Origin of the sequence: Kaistella yananensis (assembly GCF_026107505.2) — a bacterium.
In the GTDB taxonomy this organism is placed as follows: domain Bacteria; phylum Bacteroidota; class Bacteroidia; order Flavobacteriales; family Weeksellaceae; genus Kaistella; species Kaistella yananensis.
Genome location: NZ_JAPCHZ010000004.1, coordinates 127,719 through 144,383, shown reverse-complemented (window position 1 = coordinate 144,383; position 16,665 = coordinate 127,719). Strand labels below are relative to the sequence as shown.

16 protein-coding genes are annotated in these 16,665 nt (G+C 40.4%); 6 read left to right on the top strand and 10 right to left on the bottom strand.

The annotated features are described in order from the left end of the window. The first annotated feature begins 26 nt into the window (after positions 1-26). The gene (locus OK344_RS07660; protein ID WP_265144244.1) at positions 27-1,625 is read left to right on the top strand and encodes a peptide chain release factor 3; all 1,599 of its coding nucleotides are present in this window, start codon (positions 27-29) and stop codon (positions 1,623-1,625) included. Between the two features lie 160 nt (positions 1,626-1,785). Next, positions 1,786-2,934, top strand: coding sequence for a DUF4349 domain-containing protein (locus tag OK344_RS07655; protein ID WP_265144243.1), 1,149 nt, complete (start codon positions 1,786-1,788; stop codon positions 2,932-2,934). Positions 2,935-3,077: 143 nt separating this feature from the next. Here OK344_RS07655 and OK344_RS07650 read toward each other — a convergent pair whose 3' ends face one another. Together OK344_RS07650 and OK344_RS07645 are read right to left on the bottom strand one after the other, a co-directional pair. Then, positions 3,078-3,443 carry a hypothetical protein gene (locus tag OK344_RS07650; RefSeq protein ID WP_265144242.1) on the bottom strand — a complete coding sequence of 122 codons (366 nt, stop codon included), beginning with the start codon at positions 3,441-3,443 and terminating at the stop codon, positions 3,078-3,080. A 23-nt stretch (positions 3,444-3,466) separates the two neighbouring features. Next, the gene (locus OK344_RS07645) at positions 3,467-4,606 is read right to left on the bottom strand and encodes an acyl-CoA dehydrogenase (RefSeq protein WP_265144241.1); all 1,140 of its coding nucleotides are present in this window, start codon (positions 4,604-4,606) and stop codon (positions 3,467-3,469) included. Positions 4,607-4,855: 249 nt separating this feature from the next. Here OK344_RS07645 and OK344_RS07640 point away from each other — a divergent pair, with 249 nt between their 5' ends. From OK344_RS07640 to OK344_RS07630, 3 genes are all read left to right on the top strand, one after another. Continuing rightward, complete coding sequence (locus tag OK344_RS07640) at positions 4,856-6,634, top strand: AMP-dependent synthetase/ligase (protein WP_265144240.1); 1,779 nt, start codon at positions 4,856-4,858, stop codon at positions 6,632-6,634. Positions 6,635-6,787: 153 nt separating this feature from the next. Beyond that, complete coding sequence (locus OK344_RS07635) at positions 6,788-8,323, top strand: SulP family inorganic anion transporter (RefSeq protein ID WP_265144239.1); 1,536 nt, start codon at positions 6,788-6,790, stop codon at positions 8,321-8,323. Between the two features lie 123 nt (positions 8,324-8,446). Then, the gene (locus OK344_RS07630) at positions 8,447-9,034 is read left to right on the top strand and encodes a DUF892 family protein (protein ID WP_265144238.1); all 588 of its coding nucleotides are present in this window, start codon (positions 8,447-8,449) and stop codon (positions 9,032-9,034) included. Positions 9,035-9,101: 67 nt separating this feature from the next. Here OK344_RS07630 and hisIE read toward each other — a convergent pair whose 3' ends face one another. The 8 genes from hisIE to hisG are packed head-to-tail and all read right to left on the bottom strand — an operon-like array spanning position 9,102 to position 16,000. Beyond that, on the bottom strand, positions 9,102-9,689 hold the full coding sequence (hisIE, locus tag OK344_RS07625; protein ID WP_265144237.1) for a bifunctional phosphoribosyl-AMP cyclohydrolase/phosphoribosyl-ATP diphosphatase HisIE: 588 nt from the start codon (positions 9,687-9,689) through the stop codon (positions 9,102-9,104). Continuing rightward, positions 9,686-10,441 (bottom strand): imidazole glycerol phosphate synthase subunit HisF, encoded by a 756-nt coding sequence (gene hisF, locus OK344_RS07620; RefSeq protein ID WP_265144236.1) that lies wholly within the window; start codon positions 10,439-10,441, stop codon positions 9,686-9,688. The genes hisIE and hisF overlap by 4 nt, the downstream gene beginning before the upstream one ends. Next, positions 10,435-11,148, bottom strand: coding sequence for a 1-(5-phosphoribosyl)-5-[(5-phosphoribosylamino)methylideneamino]imidazole-4-carboxamide isomerase (gene hisA, locus OK344_RS07615; RefSeq protein ID WP_265144235.1), 714 nt, complete (start codon positions 11,146-11,148; stop codon positions 10,435-10,437). Before hisA ends, hisF begins: the two co-directional genes overlap by 7 nt. Continuing rightward, the gene (gene hisH, locus OK344_RS07610; protein ID WP_265144233.1) at positions 11,145-11,723 is read right to left on the bottom strand and encodes an imidazole glycerol phosphate synthase subunit HisH; all 579 of its coding nucleotides are present in this window, start codon (positions 11,721-11,723) and stop codon (positions 11,145-11,147) included. Before hisH ends, hisA begins: the two co-directional genes overlap by 4 nt. After that, positions 11,720-12,811 carry a bifunctional histidinol-phosphatase/imidazoleglycerol-phosphate dehydratase HisB gene (hisB, locus tag OK344_RS07605; RefSeq protein ID WP_265144232.1) on the bottom strand — a complete coding sequence of 364 codons (1,092 nt, stop codon included), beginning with the start codon at positions 12,809-12,811 and terminating at the stop codon, positions 11,720-11,722. Before hisB ends, hisH begins: the two co-directional genes overlap by 4 nt. Beyond that, a complete protein-coding gene (gene hisC / locus OK344_RS07600; protein ID WP_265144231.1) occupies positions 12,804-13,841 on the bottom strand; it encodes a histidinol-phosphate transaminase in 1,038 nt (345 codons plus the stop codon). Before hisC ends, hisB begins: the two co-directional genes overlap by 8 nt. Continuing rightward, complete coding sequence (hisD, locus tag OK344_RS07595) at positions 13,831-15,123, bottom strand: histidinol dehydrogenase (RefSeq protein WP_088469394.1); 1,293 nt, start codon at positions 15,121-15,123, stop codon at positions 13,831-13,833. Before hisD ends, hisC begins: the two co-directional genes overlap by 11 nt. Positions 15,124-15,142: 19 nt before the next feature. After that, positions 15,143-16,000, bottom strand: coding sequence for an ATP phosphoribosyltransferase (gene hisG / locus OK344_RS07590; protein ID WP_265144230.1), 858 nt, complete (start codon positions 15,998-16,000; stop codon positions 15,143-15,145). Positions 16,001-16,307: 307 nt separating this feature from the next. Between hisG and OK344_RS07585 the strand changes: the two genes are divergently transcribed. Beyond that, positions 16,308-16,655, top strand: a complete 348-nt coding sequence (locus tag OK344_RS07585; RefSeq protein WP_265144229.1) for a hypothetical protein — start codon at positions 16,308-16,310, stop codon at positions 16,653-16,655. The last annotated feature ends 10 nt before the right edge of the window (positions 16,656-16,665 follow it).

Below are 16,665 nucleotides of genomic sequence, written 5' to 3'. Positions count from 1 at the left end.
CGATTTTTGCAAACTCAAATATCATTATGTCTGAACTCATTAAAGAAATAGAAAGAAGAAAAACCTTCGGAATTATCTCGCATCCCGATGCCGGAAAAACTACGCTTACAGAAAAGCTCCTGCTTTTCGGTGGTGCAATTCAGGAAGCCGGTGCGGTAAAATCCAACAAAATTAAAAAAGGAGCCACTTCCGATTTTATGGAAATCGAGAGACAGAGAGGTATTTCTGTAGCAACTTCGGTTTTGGCTTTTGAATACAGAGACCATAAAATCAACATTCTCGATACGCCCGGTCACAAAGATTTCGCGGAAGATACTTACCGTACATTAACCGCTGTAGATTCTGTTATTGTTGTCATCGACGTGGCAAAAGGAGTTGAGGAACAGACCGAAAAACTTGTTCAGGTATGCCGTATGAGAAATATCCCGATGTTTGTTTTCATTAATAAATTAGACCGGGAAGGTAAAGATGCTTTCGATCTTCTGGATGAAGTGGAACAGAAACTTGGCTTAACCGTTTGTCCGCTTTCTTTGCCGATCGGTATGGGGACGGATTTTCAGGGAATTTATAATATTTGGGAAAATAATATCCAGTTATTTTTAGAGGAGAAAAAACAGAAAGTTGGCGAAGCAATTAAATTTGATGACATCAATGACACAACAATCGATGAAGTTATCGGAGCAAAAGCTGCAGCAACTTTACGGGAAGAGCTGGAACTGGTTCAGTCGGTTTATCCGGAATTTAGCCGCGAAGATTATCTTAAGGGCGATCTGCAGCCGGTATTTTTTGGGTCTGCACTAAATAATTTCGGAGTTCGCGAACTTCTTGATGCGTTTATCGACATCGCTCCAAAACCGCAGCCCAAAGAAAGCGAAACAAGGCTTGTAAAACCTGAAGAAAAAGATTTCACTGGATTTGTCTTTAAAATCCATGCGAATATGGATCCAAAACACCGCGACAGACTTTCTTTTGTAAAAATAGTTTCCGGAACTTTTAAAAGAAATGAAAATTATCTGTTGGTAAGAGAAAACAAAAAAATGAAATTCTCTTCTCCAAATGCCTTTTTTGCTGATAAAAAAGAGGTGGTTGACGAAAGTTTTCCGGGCGACATTGTAGGACTTCACGATACCGGAAACTTCCGGATTGGAGATACTTTAACTGCTGGAGAAAAAATAAACTTCAAAGGAATTCCAAGCTTTTCACCGGAACATTTCCGATATATTAACAATGATGATCCATTAAAGGCAAAACAACTCGCAAAAGGAATTGATCAATTGATGGACGAAGGTGTGGCGCAACTTTTCACCCTGGAAATGAACAACCGAAAAATTATCGGAACAGTGGGCGCACTTCAGTACGAAGTCATCCAATACCGTCTGGAGCACGAATATGGCGCAAAATGTACCTACGAACCCCTTTCGATCCACAAAGCCTGCTGGATTGAAGCAGATGAAAAATCCGAAGAGTTCAAAGAATTTGCGAGATTGAAGCAGCGATTTATGGCGAGAGACAAGTTCGGACAATTGGTATTTTTAGCAGATTCATCATTTACCATTCACATGACGCAAGAAAAATTTCCGAATGTGAAACTGCACTTCATCAGTGAATTCCGAAATAAACAGTAAATTTAATCTCCGGAAGCTCCGGAGATTTTTTTTGTAAATATTTTGTAAATTGATTTGCAATTCATTTATTTACAGTTATTTACCGGAATACTCATCAAAATCTGGTGTTTTGAGGAATACATTTTGATTCTTTTCCGGCGTTTACCAATAAAATCAATTCATGAAGAACTTATTTTTTATCATAATTGCCACTGTTGCCTTAATCTCATGCGACAAAAGTACGATTCAGCAAACAACGGATAATATCAAACGGGCCGACAGTCTTTTTACCAAAGCCAACGATGGAATTAAGACTTTGGATTCCATCTCAAAAACCATTACAGATTCTGATGGGATTACCAAAAAAGTAATCATTCCGGAAATTGAAAAACAAAAAAAATCCATCGACAGCACCATAAAATCAGGCGGCTGGCGAATCGATTCGATTAACAAACAGATCGAAAAAATCACAAAAAATGTAGTTGTCGGAACTGAAGTAGTAAAGACTTTAGACTCTGCCAATAATGCATTAAAAAATGGCGAAAGCACCATAAAAGTCCTAACCAGAACCGCAGATAAAATCCTAAAACAGACTAAAAAGCAAAACCCAAATCCCGATAATTCAGCCGCTGAAAACCGTGCAACTCCCCAGGAACAGAATAATCCTGTGATTGTGCCAGCTGTAGTAGAAAAAGATCCGATAGTAAAAACCGCCCGACTTGAAATTCAGGTCGATGATCTTAATGCTGCAAAAGCGCTGCTGAAACAGAAAATCAGAGAAAACAATGCAGATTTGGTAACTGAAAATTTTAGTCAGAATGAAGGCATCCAAAAAGAATATATCACAGCAAAAGTCCCGCTTCAGAACTTCGATCAGTTACTTTCGAATCTTTCCGGACAGCTGGGCGACGTAAAATCTAAAAGCACAGAATCTGAAGGTAAAGATTATATCGCCTCGCAAATGTGCGACATTGAAATCACGCTGCTCCAGAACGAAAATATCGCAGATACAGCTTTAACCAAAGACGATAAAGAAGATACAGACAGCTTCAGCGGTGCTTTTATGAAAGGTTTCAAAGTTTTGGGTGATGCCATGCTCTTTTTGCTTCCGTTTTGGCCACTGTTTTTGATTGGCGCATTGGTTTGGTATTTCATCAGCCGTAATAAAAAGAAAAAAGCGGAGGAAGAATTTGAAAGACAGCAAATCCTGAATCAGCAGAACGCAGCGGCTTATCCAACCCAGAACCAGACTTCCACCGAACCTGTTCAGGAAGATAAACCTGCAGAAACTCCGGATACAGATTATTCTAAATATCTTCCGAAGAATTAAAGTTGAAATACGCTCGCTGATTGAGTTAATAACGCTCATCTCATTTAAGATTTGATCTGCCAAAATTGCTGAATCTGCGAGAACAATCACCCATAATCTAAAGATAGCAATTAAAAAAGCCTTCCGTATTTGGAAGGCTTTCTTTATTTCATATTCACAATACGGTCCACAATATAAGTTGTGTTTCCGCGCCATGGCAGCGCCCCGTGGTATTCTTTATAATGGAGATCAAACGTTTTTCCGTTATTGATTTCGAGCTGTCTGAATATTTCTTCATCTTCAATTGAAAATTCGAATTCATAACTCATTAAACTTCCGGTACGCGCATTGGTTCCGAATCCCTGCTGTATCAATTTGCCTTCGTAGGTTTTAAAGATATTCCCCTTTTTTACTGCGTAATTCAGAATTCCGGATTTTACACCTTCCCCGAAAACAAAATAATACCGGTAATAAACGATGCCACTCAGCAGTAAAACCACTGCAATAAGAGTAATCCACAGATATTTCATGACTGGATTTTAGTGATTAAAAATTATTTGGCAATACTGCGGGAAATTACAATCTTCTGGATTTCTGAAGTTCCTTCATAAATCTGGGTAATCTTCGCGTCGCGCATCATTCTTTCTACATGATATTCTTTCACATAACCGTAACCACCGTGGATTTGTACTGCTTCAACTGTAGTATCCATTGCAACTTGTGATGCATAAAGTTTTGCCATTGCACCGATTTCGGAAATGTCTTTACCTTCATCTTTTTCAACAGCAGCTTTGTAGCACAGCATTCTTGCAGCCGTAATCTGCGTTGCCATATCAGCTAATTTGAATGCGATCGCCTGGTGATTGATGATTTCGGTTCTGAAAGCTTTTCTGGTTTTTGCATATTTAAGGGCCAGTTCATAAGCTCCGGAAGCAATTCCTAAAGCCTGGGATGCAATCCCGATTCTACCGCCATTCAATACCGCCATTGCGAAATTAAACCCGAATCCGTCTTCACCGATTCTGTTTTCTTTGGGAACTTTAACGTCGGTAAAGAGCAAAGAATGCGTATCACTTCCGCGGATTCCCAGTTTGTCTTCTTTCGGGCCGATTTCGAAACCTTCCCAACCTTTTTCTACGATGAAGGCATTAATTCCTTTATGTTTTTTCTCTGGATCTGTCTGTGCGATTACAATATAGTATGTTGCGTTTCCACCGTTGGTAATCCAGTTTTTAGTCCCATTCAGCAAATAATGGTCGCCCATATCTACCGCTGTGGTTTTTTGTGATGTCGCATCAGAACCTGCTTCAGGCTCAGAAAGAGCGAAAGCACCTATCACTTCACCACTTGCCAGCGGTTTCAGGTATTTCATTTTCTGCTCCTCGTTACAGTATTTCTCCAGTCCGGCGCATACCAGCGAATTGTTTACCGACATTACTACGGCTGCGGAAGCATCAACTTTAGCAATTTCTTCCATGGCTAAAACGTAAGACACACTGTCCATCCCGGCACCGCCGTATTTGGGATCCACCATCATCCCCAGAAAGCCCAGTTCTCCCATTTTCTTCACCTGTTCGTGAGGAAACTTCTGTTCATTATCTCTTTCTATTACGCCGGGCAAAAGTTCTGTGTTGGCAAAATCTCTTGCAGCCTGCTGAATCATTAACTGTTCTTCAGATAAATTAAAGTCCATAAAGTATATAAATTGTTTGCCTGTAAATCTACAATTTTTCTAAAAATTAAAAAAACTAAAATCCCGTGGTTTAAATTATTCATGAATAAATGAGATTACAATTCTATATGCCGGGAATAATGTTTATTTTGTAGAAAGCTTGTAACAATTAACAGAATATTGTCTGTTTGAAATAAAAATGATATTTTTACGATAATCAATATTATTTATCCGTAACATTACCAGAAATACTCATTAAACAAAAAAAATATGACAATAAAAAGGATTTTCGATTTTGCGCGCCATGCTTTGGAAAACTATCCTCAGGACGATATGTTTATCACAAAATACCATGGGGAATGGCAAAAAATTTCAACAAAAGAATTTGTTGACCAGGGAAATAAAATATCCCGCGGTTTACTGAAACTGGGAATTAAACCAAGTGACAAAATCGCCCTCATTACGACAGCAACTCGTACAGAATGGGCAGTAATGGATTTCGGAATTTCTCAGATCGGGGCAGTCTCGGTGCCGGTTTATCCTACGATTTCGCCCGAAGATTACGAATTTATTTTTAATAATGCAGATGTACAGTACTGTTTTGTGTCAGACCGCGAACTGCTGGATAAAGTGAATAAAATTAAACCCAATGTATCTTCATTGAAAGGTGTTTTTACATTTGATCAGGTAGATGGTGCAGCCAACTGGAATGAAATTTTGGATCTGGGCAGCGATGAAGCAACGCAAAGCGAGGTAGATGATCTCAGCAACAGCATCAATACTGAAGATTTGGCAACGATTATCTATACGTCCGGAACTACCGGAAAACCAAAAGGCGTAATGCTTACCCACCACAATATTGTGGCGAATGTACTGGCTTCAGACCCCAGAATTCCACGGGTTAAAGGTCTTCAGAATACCGAGATCAGAATTTTAAGTTTCCTCCCGATCTGTCATATTTTCGAGAGAATGCTCTTCTATCTTTATCAGTATAATGGCTATTCTGTGTATTTTGCTGAAAGCATTGATAAAATGGGCGACAACATTAAAGAGGTGAAACCGCACATCATGTCTGTAGTACCAAGACTGATCGAGAAAGTTTACGACAAGATTTACGATAAAGGAACCAGCGCCGGCGGCCTGAAATCTAAAATCTTCCTTTGGGCTCTTGGAGTAAACAAGGCCAAGCAGAATATTGGTAAACCATCCGGATTAATGGAGATGATTGCGGATAAACTGGTATTCTCTAAATGGAGAGAAGGTTTGGGTGGAAACATCATCACGTTAGTCTCCGGTTCGGCAGCACTGCAGCCACGACTTAACAAAATGTTCCAGAACGCGGGAATCCCCATTTTAGAAGGATATGGCTTAACTGAAACCTCCCCGGTGATTTCAGTAAACAGTTTCGGCAAAGTTAAAGTCGGAACCGTAGGCCATGTGCTTGAAAATCTTGACGTTAAAATTCAGGAAGACGGCGAAATTACCGTAAAAGGACCTTCTGTATTTAAAGGATATTTCAAGAATGAAGAAATGACCAAAGAAGTTTTCACAGAGGACGGCTATTTTAAAACCGGCGACATCGGACATATCGATGATGAAGGTTATCTGCATATCACCGACCGTAAAAAAGAAATGTTCAAAACTTCAGGCGGAAAATATGTTGCGCCTCAGGTCATCGAGAATCAGGCAAAGGCTTCGAAATTCATCGAGCAGATCATGGTGGTGGGTGATGGCGAAAAGATGCCTTGCGCATTGATTCAGCCCGATTTCAATTTCGTGCAGCACTGGGCAGAACGTAAGCAGATCAACGTGGGAACAACTCCGGAAGAAATGGCCAACAGTCCTGAACTTAAAGAAAGAATTGGTAAGGAAATCGACTATCTCAACACTAAATTAGGCAGCTGGGAACAAATTAAACGTTTCGAGCTCACCCCGGAAGTTTGGACCATCGATTCCGGCGTACTCACACCAACGCTTAAACTGAAGCGTAAAGCGGTGAAAGAGCGCTATATAAAACTCTACAACAAAATGTACGGCCACGAGGCCTAAACTTTAAAAGCACGGTTTGTATGGCCGTGCTTTTTTATTTTCCGTGAGCTCTCCTACCAAGATTGCAACTATTATAAAAGTATATCAAAGCGGAAAACTGCGCGACTTGTCGTTTCTTTCTCAAACAACTATTTTTGCAGCATTAATTTACCGATGAAAGCTGCTCTGAACTTGTTCAATTTTTCCCAGAAAATAAACTACCGCACCGAAATCCTGGCCGGACTTACCGTGGCAATGACCATGATTCCCGAGTCGCTTTCTTTCGCGATTCTCGCCGGATTCCCGCCACTGGTTGGGCTTTACGGCGCATTTATTATGGGACTTGTTACGGCAATATTCGGCGGAAGACCTGGACTGATTTCCGGCGGTGCAGGTGCTACAGTAATTGTATTGATCGCACTGATGAAGTCTCACGGTTTGGAATATGTCTTCGGAGCAATCGCCCTGGCGGGTATCATTCAGATTTTCGTAGGACTTTTAAAACTGGGTAAATTTATACGGCTGGTTCCGCAACCCGTGATGTTTGGTTTTGTAAATGGGCTGGCGATTGTCATTTTCATGTCTCAACTCGAACAGTTCAAAATAACCACCAACGGTCAGACCGAATGGCTCAGCGGCACGCCTTTTCTTATCATGGCAGGGCTGGTAGCGCTTACGATCGGCATCGTCATTATTTTGCCAAAATTCACGAAGAAAATTCCTGCTTCCCTGGCAGCAATTATGATCGTTTTCGCCATCGTGATGATCTTTGGAATCGAGACTAAAAAGGTGGAAGACATTGCTTCTGTAAGCGGAAGTTTACCGCCTTTTCATATTCCCAATATTCCGTTCGATCTGGAAACTTTAAAAGTTATTTTTCCATACGCATTGATTATGGGAGCTGTAGGTTTAACGGAAGGACTCTTAACCCTGAATCTGGTAGACGAAATTACCGGAACCAAAGGCAACAGCAACCGCGAATGTATCGCTCAGGGCGGCGCCAATATCCTGAACGGTTTTTTCTACGGAATGGGCGGCTGCCCTATGATTGCCCAAACGCTTGTAAATCTTTCTGCGGGTTCCCGCGCCAGACTTTCGGGGATTGTAGCAGCTTTAACCATTTTACTTATTATTTTAGTAGGCGCACCTGTAATCGGGAAACTACCAATGGCTGCGCTAACTGGCGTAATGATCATGGTCGCTATCGGTACGTTCGAATGGGCAAGTCTGAGGATTTTCAAACGCATGCCAAAATCCGATATTTTTGTGATGATTGTGGTGACTTTAATTACCATATTCCTTCATAATCTGGCATTGGCAGTTTTAATTGGAGTAATTATTTCTGCACTGGTTTTTGCCTGGGATAATGCGAAAAGGATCCGTGCCCGAAAACATACCGATGAAAACGGTGTGAAGCATTATGAAATTTACGGCCCTCTGTTTTTCGGTTCAGTTACCGGTTTCGCGGAAAAGTTTGATGTAGCAAACGATCCGCAGGAAATCATCATCGACTTCGCTGAAAGCCGTGTCGTGGATATGTCGGCGATCGAAGCGTTAAATGCGATCACCAGCCGTTATCACAAAGCCGGAAAAACAGTCCGTCTTCAACATTTAAGTCCGGATTGCCGCACGCTTCTGAAGAATGCTGAAGCCATTATTGAGGTGAATATTCTCGAAGATCCCATGTACCTTGTGACTGAAAAAACTTAATTGCTTTCAATAGAAGCAGGAAAAATAGCTGGAAAGGAAAACGGCTTAATTATTTTACTGTCTGCCATTTATCGGCACAAAATTGGATGCCATGCTATCCATAAAAAACATTTTGTATTGTTAATGGCTGCTTTACGTTTCTATTCTGATAAAATCCTGGAATCATGGAAAATCCACATCAAAACGACGGCTATAATTTTAAACCGTTCACCGTTAAACTCCAGAAAAACATTACGCAGATTTTTTTCTGAAAGCCTAAAAGAACTGTATTTCTCCGAAAATATTATTTTTACTGAATTCGGAAAAATCAGCCATAAAATTAAATCAGAAAAGCTTAAATTTATCTTAAAGAATCATTTGATAATCCATCTAAAGCACAAAGAGCGGCTGGAAAAAATTTTTCAAATGCAGAATGAATCTCTTAAATCGAAAGAATGTGCAGCCATTATTGCTTTGCTGAATGAGGCAAATAAACATTTTACCATATTTTCAGATGATATTGTAAACTGCGAAATTGCCCTCATCCTTACTTCCCGTAAACTCGCCCATTACAAAATAGCCGCCTATGGATCTGCTGCCCACCTAGCAATAAATCTGAATGATCATGCTGCTGCCACGCTTCTTGCAATAGATGTTCAGGAAGAAGAAGAATTTATTGAACGGTACTTGAATGAGATTACCTACGAATTCCTGAAGCCTTACCGGCCGTAAAAAACATTAGTTTAACTCACCGTAAATCCGCATCCGTTTTTCCAAAAATTATTGAAAAAAGCAGGTGTTATTTCTCCCGTTCTTTTAAAATCGACTCAATTTCTGCTAAAGAAAACCCTTTCGCTTTCAACAGAATTAAATAATGATACAATAAATCTGCTGCTTCGTTTTTAAAAAGTTCTGCATTGTCGTCTTTTGCTTCTATCACAAGTTCCACGGCCTCCTCGCCTACTTTCTGGGCGATTTTATTAATTCCTCTTTTGTACAGTTGATTGGTGTAGGAATTTTCCACATCCTGATCAATTCTTTGATGAATGGTTTGCGCCAGCTGATACAAAAATCCTTTTGCAGTTTCTGTACGGAAACAGGAAACCGTTCCTTTATGACAGGTCGGCCCTTCCGCTTGCGCGAGAATGAGTAAAGTGTCGTCATCACAATCGAGCCTGATGTCTTTCACACAAAGAAAGTTTCCGGAAGTTTCGCCTTTTGTCCAGAGGCGGTTTTTGCTTCGGCTGAAGAAAGTTACTTTCTGCTCTATCACAGTTTTTTCGAACGCTTCTTCGTTCATATATCCCAGCATCAGCACTTGCAGGCTCACCTCATCCTGAATAATTACGGGAATCAGGCCATTTGATTTATTAAAATTGGGTTTCATATTCTTACAGGGATATTTTGAGTTTGTAAATACTTTTTAAGTTGAGGAATCGGGATCTGTCCGAAATGAAAAACACTTGCAGCCAATGCCGCCGTGACATTCGTTCTGTTGAAAACCTCCGCAAAATGTTCCATCGTTCCCGCTCCTCCTGATGCAATCACCGGAATGGTAACTGCTTCAGAGACTGCTTTGCTGATGTCTATGGCGAAACCGTTCTTTGTGCCGTCATTATTCATCGAAGTCAGGAGGATTTCACCGGCTCCAAGTTCGGCGCCTTTTTTTGCCCAATCAACGGTTTTTAATTCTGTAGAAACTGTCCCGCCACTGCGGAAAACCTTCCACTCATCATTCACAAATTTTGTATCGACTGCCAAAACGACGCACTGGTTTCCAAATTCACGCGCGATCTCGGTAATCAGTTCTGGTCTTAGGATTGCTGCAGAATTCAAACTGATTTTATCTGCACCGGAATCTATTATTTTTTTTGCATCTTCTAAAGTATTAATGCCGCCTCCGACCGTAAACGGAATATTGATTTCCGAAGCGATTCGGGTTACAAGTTCCGTGAGTGTTTTCCGCTTTTCGAGCGTTGCTGTGATATCAAGAAAAACCAGTTCATCTGCGCCTTCGTCAACATATCTTTTGGCAAGCTCCAATGGATCGCCGGCATCCTGAATATCAACAAAATTGATTCCTTTTACCGTTCTTCCGTTTTTAATGTCTAAACACGGGATGATTCTTTTCTTCAACATAATTCGGATAATTCTTTGAGGTTAATGGTGCCTTCATAAATGGCTTTGCCGATAATCGCGCCTTCGCAGCCAATATTTTTCAACTTCTGAACATCTTTTATTGTGGTGATTCCGCCACTTGCAATGAGACTGATGGTGGTGTCTGTCAAAATCTCTTCATACAGTTCAAAAGCCGGTCCCGAAAGCATTCCGTCCTTATCGATATCGGTCACGATACTGTATTTTGCACCTTTGTTCTCGTAGTCTTTAATAAAAAAAATCACATCAAGATTACTGTTTTCGAGCCAGCCATTGGTGGCAATCCTCCTGTTTTTACAGTCGGCGCCCAGAATAATTTTCTCAGCCCCGTATTTCATGAGCCATTCCAACATCAAATCCTGATTTTGGGCGGCAATACTTCCCACAGTAATCTGCTTTGCACCACATTCAAAAGCAGTTTTAATATCGTTTTCGGATTTAATACCACCGCCGAAATCCACATTCAAATTCGTTTGGGAAGCCAAAACTTCCAATATTTTATAATTGACAATCTGTTTGGCTTTTGCACCATCAAGGTCCACAACATGTAGATATTGGATGCCTGCATCTTCAAATATTTTAGCCATATCCAGCGGGTTTTCACTGTATATTTTTTGGGTGAAGTAATCGCCTTTGGTTAATCTCACACATTTTCCACCGATGATGTCGATGGCCGGTATAATTCTCATAAGTTTAAAAATTTTTTTAAAATCTGTATTCCTGTTGGCGCAGATTTTTCGGGGTGAAACTGGGTAGCGTAGAAGTTATCTTTCTGTAAAGCCGCGCTGAAAGGCAAAATATAATCAGTTACCGCCACGGTTTCATCACTGATTTCTGCGTAATAACTGTGAACAAAATAGCAGTTTTCTTCGATGTCAACATCTTCGAACAATTTTCCTTTTACTGAAGTGAAATTATTCCAGCCGGTGTGAGGCACAAGATCTTCGGGCGGAAACTTTTTTACTTTTGTTTTAAAAATTCCTAAAGTTTCAGTTTCACCTTCTTCCGAAGACTCACAAAGCAGCTGCATCCCGAGACATATTCCGAGAACCGGCTGTTTCAGGGATTTAATTACTTTATCGAGTCCCTTTTCTTTCAGATAATTCATGGCAGAAGCTGCTTCTCCAACTCCCGGAAGAATTACTTTTTCAGCACTTTTCAGTACTTCCGGGTCATCCGTAATAACTGTTTCGTAGCCGAGCCGCTTCACCGCATTTTCCACGGAAAGCGCGTTTCCTGCATTGTATTTCAATATTGCGATCATAAAATTCCTTTGGTGCTAGGGATGTTATAGTTTTCGGTTTTGCTCACCGCCATTTTCACTGCTTTTGCAAAAGCTTTGAAGGTTGCCTCGATTTTGTGGTGTTCATTGTCGCCTTCAGCTTTAATATTGAGGTTACATCTTGCCTGATCGCTGAACGATTTAAAGAAATGGAAAAACAGTTCGGTGGGAACATCTCCGATTTTCTCTCTTTTAAATTCCGCTTCCCAAACCAGCCAGGGTCTTCCACCGAAATCCACAGCAACCTGAGCCAGGCAGTCATCCATCGGCAATAAAAAGCCGTACCGCGAAATCGCTTTCTTGTTTCCGAGCGCCTGTAGAAAAGCGTCGCCCAAAGCGATCGCAGTGTCTTCAACCGTGTGATGTTCATCAATTTCAAGGTCGCCTTTTACCTGAACTTTCAGATCGAGGTTGCCGTGTCTGGAAATCTGCTGCAACATATGATCGAAAAAAGGCAAACCCGTATTTATTTCTGAAACGCCGCTGCCATCGAGATTCACTTCAATATTGATGGAAGTTTCCAGGGTTTCCCTTTTCACTTTTCCGATTCTTGGGACCGATTTCAAATACTGATAAATTTCGTTCCAGTCTTGGGTGACAAAAGTTGCCAGCGTATTTTCTTCTTCACCGATGAATATGGATTTTGAGCCTAAATTTTCCGCAAGTTTGATATCGGTTTTCCGGTCACCAATGACGAAGGAATTTTCTATATCGTACTTTCCGTAAATATATTTGCTGAGCATTGCGGTTCCGGGTTTTCTGGTGGGTTTATTTTCGTGCTCAAAAGACGGATCAATAAAGATTTCTGCAAAATTTACGCCCTCATTTTTTAAAGTATTGATGATGAAATTGTGCACCGGCCAAAATGTATCTTCCGGAAAAGAATCTGTTCCCAAACCGTCCTGATTGCTTACCATCACCAATTCATAATTGAGTTCTCTGGCAATTTTTGAAAGACTGCTGATCGAATTGGGCAAAAATTCGAGTTTTTCAAAACTGTCGATCTGAAAATCTTCAGGTTCACGGATGATGGTTCCGTCGCGGTCTATAAATAAAACTTTCTTAGTCATTGCTGAATTCTTTTAATGCATTTAATAATTCTTGATTTTCCTCCGCCGTTCCTACAGAAATACGCATACAGTTTTTGATGACAGAATTGCGGTTTCTGATGATAATTTCTCTTTCAATAAGCTTTTCATAGAGTTCATCAGCATTTTCTACTTCTACCAGAAGAAAATTGGCATCGGAAGGATAAATTTTTCTGATGATTTTTAAACCGGAAAGGTTTTGGATGAGTTGTTTTTTTTCAATTAAAATATTCTTTACTTTCTGATTAAATTCCGATTCTTTACCTAAAATTTCCAGGGCTGTATGCTGATTGACTGTGCTGATGTTGTAAGGTGCTTTCACGCGGTTGAAATAGGAAAGAATTTCTTCATTCATGTAACCGATTCCGAGACGGATTCCGGCTAATCCCCACGCTTTGCTTAAGGTTTGAATCACGATTAAATTGGGATATTCGTTGATTTTCTGAATGAAAGAAGGCTGATCGCAGAAATCAATATACGCTTCATCGATGAGTACGATTCCGTTAAAGTTTTTAAGGATAAACTCAATGTCTTCAGTCCGCAATAAATTTCCGGTAGGATTATTGGGCGAACAGATAAAAATCAGTTTCAGGTTTGGATCCGAAAAATAAGGCTGTAAAAGATTTCTGTCCATCTGAAAATCCTCATCCAAAGGAAGTTTAATAAGTTCCACATTGTTGATATTTGCCGAAACTTCATACATTCCATACGTCGGAACAAAAGTCAGCGCTTTATCTTTGCCGGGTTCACAAAAAATCCTGAATGCCAGATCGATTGCCTCATCACTTCCGTTCCCGATAAAAATCTGCTTAGTCGAAATGTTTTTGAGTTCCGCCAATTTTTCTTTTAAAGCCGGCTGATAAGGATCGGGATAACGGTTGTAGATCCCGAACGGGTTTTCGTTGGCATCCAGAAAAATGCCTTCTTTTCCCGAATATTCATCTCTCGCGCTGGAGTACGGAGCCAAAGCCTGAATGTTTTTTCTGACGAGCGCCTGAATTTTATTTTTCATCCTGTATTTTTTTTAGTCTTATGGAAACCGCGTTTTTGTGTGCCAAAAGCTGTTCTGCTTCTGCCATCACCTCAATTGATCTGCCAATCTTCTGCAACCCCGATTTACTGATATTCTGGAAAGTAATTTTTTTCACGAAACTGTCTAAAGAAACGCCGCTATAATTTCTGGCATAGCCGTTTGTAGGAAGGGTGTGATTGGTTCCGCTTGCATAATCGCCTGCACTTTCGCAGGAATAATTTCCGAGAAAAACCGAACCGGCATTCTGAATTTGGTCAGCAAATTCTTCAGCCTTTTCAATGGCAAGGATTAAATGTTCCGGCGCATATAGATTACTGAAATCTATACATTCGGTGATGGAATTTAACACCACAGAAAAACTGTTTTCGAGTGCTTTTTCAGCAACAGATGCTCTGGGTAAAACGCTCAGCTGCTCATTCAAAGCAATTTTCACTTTCTCTACCAGTTCCACAGAATCTGAAACCAAAACAACCTGACTGTCTGGTCCGTGTTCTGCCTGAGAAAGCAAATCTGAAGCTACGAAATCAGCATCAGCAGTGGAATCTGCAATTACCAGAACTTCACTGGGTCCGGCGGGAAGATCAATCGCGATGCCGTTTTTCTGAACCAATTCTTTGGCTTTGGTAACATACTGATTTCCGGGCCCGAAAATTTTGTCAACTTTAGGAACTGTTTTTGTACCGAAAGCCAAAGCTGCAACCGCCTGCGCACCGCCAACCTTATAAATTTCGTTAATGCCAAGAAAAGAAGCGGTATACAAAACTGCAGGATTAATGTTGCCGTTTTTGTCGGGAGGAGTACACAATACAATTTTCCCGCATCCGGCAATCATGGCGGGAATTCCTAACATTAAAACCGTTGAAAACAAAGGTGCAGAACCGCCGGGAATGTACAGACCGACCTTTTCAATGGCAACACTTTTTCTCCAGCATTTTATTCCGGTCATGGTTTCCACGGAGGGTTCTTTCACTTGCTGAGCGGAATGAAAAATACGGATATTGCCGGCCGCTACCGCAATAGCTTCTTTCAGATCGTCAGAAACTTCGGACCCTGCTTTTTCAATCTCCATCGCGGAAACTTTTATATTTTCTACCTCTACTTTATCGAAAGCCAAAGTCAGTTTTTTCAATGCCTTATCGCCTTCCAGACGTACTTCCTCTAAAACAGCAGCAACTTTTTCCTCCAGGTCTTCGGCAGGAAAAGAAGGCCGTTCACAGTATTCAGCCCAATCGGTATATGGTGGATTAATAATGGTTTTCATTGGATTAAATTTACGTGTTTTAAAGAATCATTTTTTCAATTGGGACTACCAGAATTCCTTCGGCACCAGCTTCTTTGAGTTCGTCGATAATATCCCAGAACTTCTCTTCACTGATGACGGAATGCAGGCTGCTCCACCCTTCTTTTGCCAATGGAAGTATCGTGGGGCTGTTCATTCCCGGAAGAATCCCGATAATTTTTTCGAGCTGATTATTCGGCGTATTGAGAAGAATATATTTGTTTTCTCTGGCCTTTTGAACGGAACGGATCCGGAAAAGTAATTTATTTAAAACAGACTGTATTTCTTCATCCAGATTTTGATTCGATACCAAAACCGCCTGGCTTTTAAGAACGGTTTCCACTTCTTTCAATCCATTGGAAAGCAAAGTAGATCCACTGCTTACAATATCGCAGATTCCGTCGGCCAAACCAATTCCCGGTGCGATTTCTACACTTCCGGAAATTACTTCTACCGTTGCGTTAATGCCATTTTCTCGGAAATAATTTCCCAGAATATTCGGATAAGAAGTGGCTACTTTTTTATTATTAAAGAATGTCAGCCCTTCATAATCAGTTTCCTTTGGAACCGCTAAACTTAAACGGCAGGCCGAAAAATTCAGTTTTTCAACGATGGTGATTTTTTTTTCGCTTTCGAGAAACACATTTTCACCAATGATGCCGATGTGGGCGACATTCTGCTCCACGTACTGCGGAATATCATCATCGCGTAGAAACAGAATTTCCACAGGAAAATTACTGGATTCGGTGATGAGTTTTCCGCCTCCGTTGGGAAATTTAAGACCGCATTCTTCTAAAAGCGCAATCGATTTTTCACTGAGCCGGCCACTTTTCTGGATGGCAATTTTGAGTTTACTCATATAATTTGTTTTAAAAATGCATGAGTAAATCGAAGGGAAAAAAAAGAACTTGAAAAAAGAAAATCCCGACTGATTTACTCAGGCGGGATTAAATATTGGTGATCTACAACATATCATAATCAGCTCGCGAGAGTGCAAGTATGAAAATGATGATGATGTAACTGATTGAACATTCTGTTTGTTTTGTGAGGACAAATGTAGGAACTATTTTTTATTTACACCGTAAAAAAATAAAAAATATTTGAATTTAAAATATATCCGGTTACAAACGGATAATTCTTTATATTTGATTATCAAAACTTTAAGTATGGAAAACTGTCTGGAATGTGGCGATAAAATTATCGGAAGAAGCGACAAGAAATTCTGCAACGACGGTTGCAGAAATTCTTACAACAATAAACACAATAAAGATTCGACAAACCTGATGCGCAACATTAATAATAAACTGCGCAAAAACCACCGCATCCTGAGCGAACAGAAATTCACCGAAGGTAAAGCCAAAACTACCCGAAATAAACTTACCTCCGAAGGTTTTGATTTCGAATATTTCACCAGTTTGAAAATTTATAAAAACGGCGCAGAATATCGGTTTGTCTATGACATTGGTTACAAACTTTTAGAGGAAGACTGGATTTTGTTGGTTAGGAAGGAATAATTTATATTTG

What these genes read in the sequence shown, in the direction of transcription:
- hisA (WP_265144235.1), bottom strand. Translation starts at nt 11,148, where the DNA reads ATGAGAATTATACCGGCCATCGACATCATCGGTGGAAAATGTGTGAGA.
- hisF (WP_265144236.1), bottom strand. Translation starts at nt 10,441, where the DNA reads ATGTTGAAGAAAAGAATCATCCCGTGTTTAGACATTAAAAACGGAAGA.
- OK344_RS07630 (WP_265144238.1), top strand. Translation starts at nt 8,447, where the DNA reads ATGGCTGCTTTACGTTTCTATTCTGATAAAATCCTGGAATCATGGAAA.
- OK344_RS07655 (WP_265144243.1), top strand. Translation starts at nt 1,786, where the DNA reads ATGAAGAACTTATTTTTTATCATAATTGCCACTGTTGCCTTAATCTCA.
- OK344_RS07650 (WP_265144242.1), bottom strand. Translation starts at nt 3,443, where the DNA reads ATGAAATATCTGTGGATTACTCTTATTGCAGTGGTTTTACTGCTGAGT.
- OK344_RS07660 (WP_265144244.1), top strand. Translation starts at nt 27, where the DNA reads ATGTCTGAACTCATTAAAGAAATAGAAAGAAGAAAAACCTTCGGAATT.
- hisB (WP_265144232.1), bottom strand. Translation starts at nt 12,811, where the DNA reads ATGACTAAGAAAGTTTTATTTATAGACCGCGACGGAACCATCATCCGT.
- OK344_RS07635 (WP_265144239.1), top strand. Translation starts at nt 6,788, where the DNA reads ATGAAAGCTGCTCTGAACTTGTTCAATTTTTCCCAGAAAATAAACTAC.
- OK344_RS07585 (WP_265144229.1), top strand. Translation starts at nt 16,308, where the DNA reads ATGGAAAACTGTCTGGAATGTGGCGATAAAATTATCGGAAGAAGCGAC.
- OK344_RS07640 (WP_265144240.1), top strand. Translation starts at nt 4,856, where the DNA reads ATGACAATAAAAAGGATTTTCGATTTTGCGCGCCATGCTTTGGAAAAC.
- hisG (WP_265144230.1), bottom strand. Translation starts at nt 16,000, where the DNA reads ATGAGTAAACTCAAAATTGCCATCCAGAAAAGTGGCCGGCTCAGTGAA.
- hisH (WP_265144233.1), bottom strand. Translation starts at nt 11,723, where the DNA reads ATGATCGCAATATTGAAATACAATGCAGGAAACGCGCTTTCCGTGGAA.
- hisIE (WP_265144237.1), bottom strand. Translation starts at nt 9,689, where the DNA reads ATGAAACCCAATTTTAATAAATCAAATGGCCTGATTCCCGTAATTATT.
- hisD (WP_088469394.1), bottom strand. Translation starts at nt 15,123, where the DNA reads ATGAAAACCATTATTAATCCACCATATACCGATTGGGCTGAATACTGT.
- OK344_RS07645 (WP_265144241.1), bottom strand. Translation starts at nt 4,606, where the DNA reads ATGGACTTTAATTTATCTGAAGAACAGTTAATGATTCAGCAGGCTGCA.
- hisC (WP_265144231.1), bottom strand. Translation starts at nt 13,841, where the DNA reads ATGAAAAATAAAATTCAGGCGCTCGTCAGAAAAAACATTCAGGCTTTG.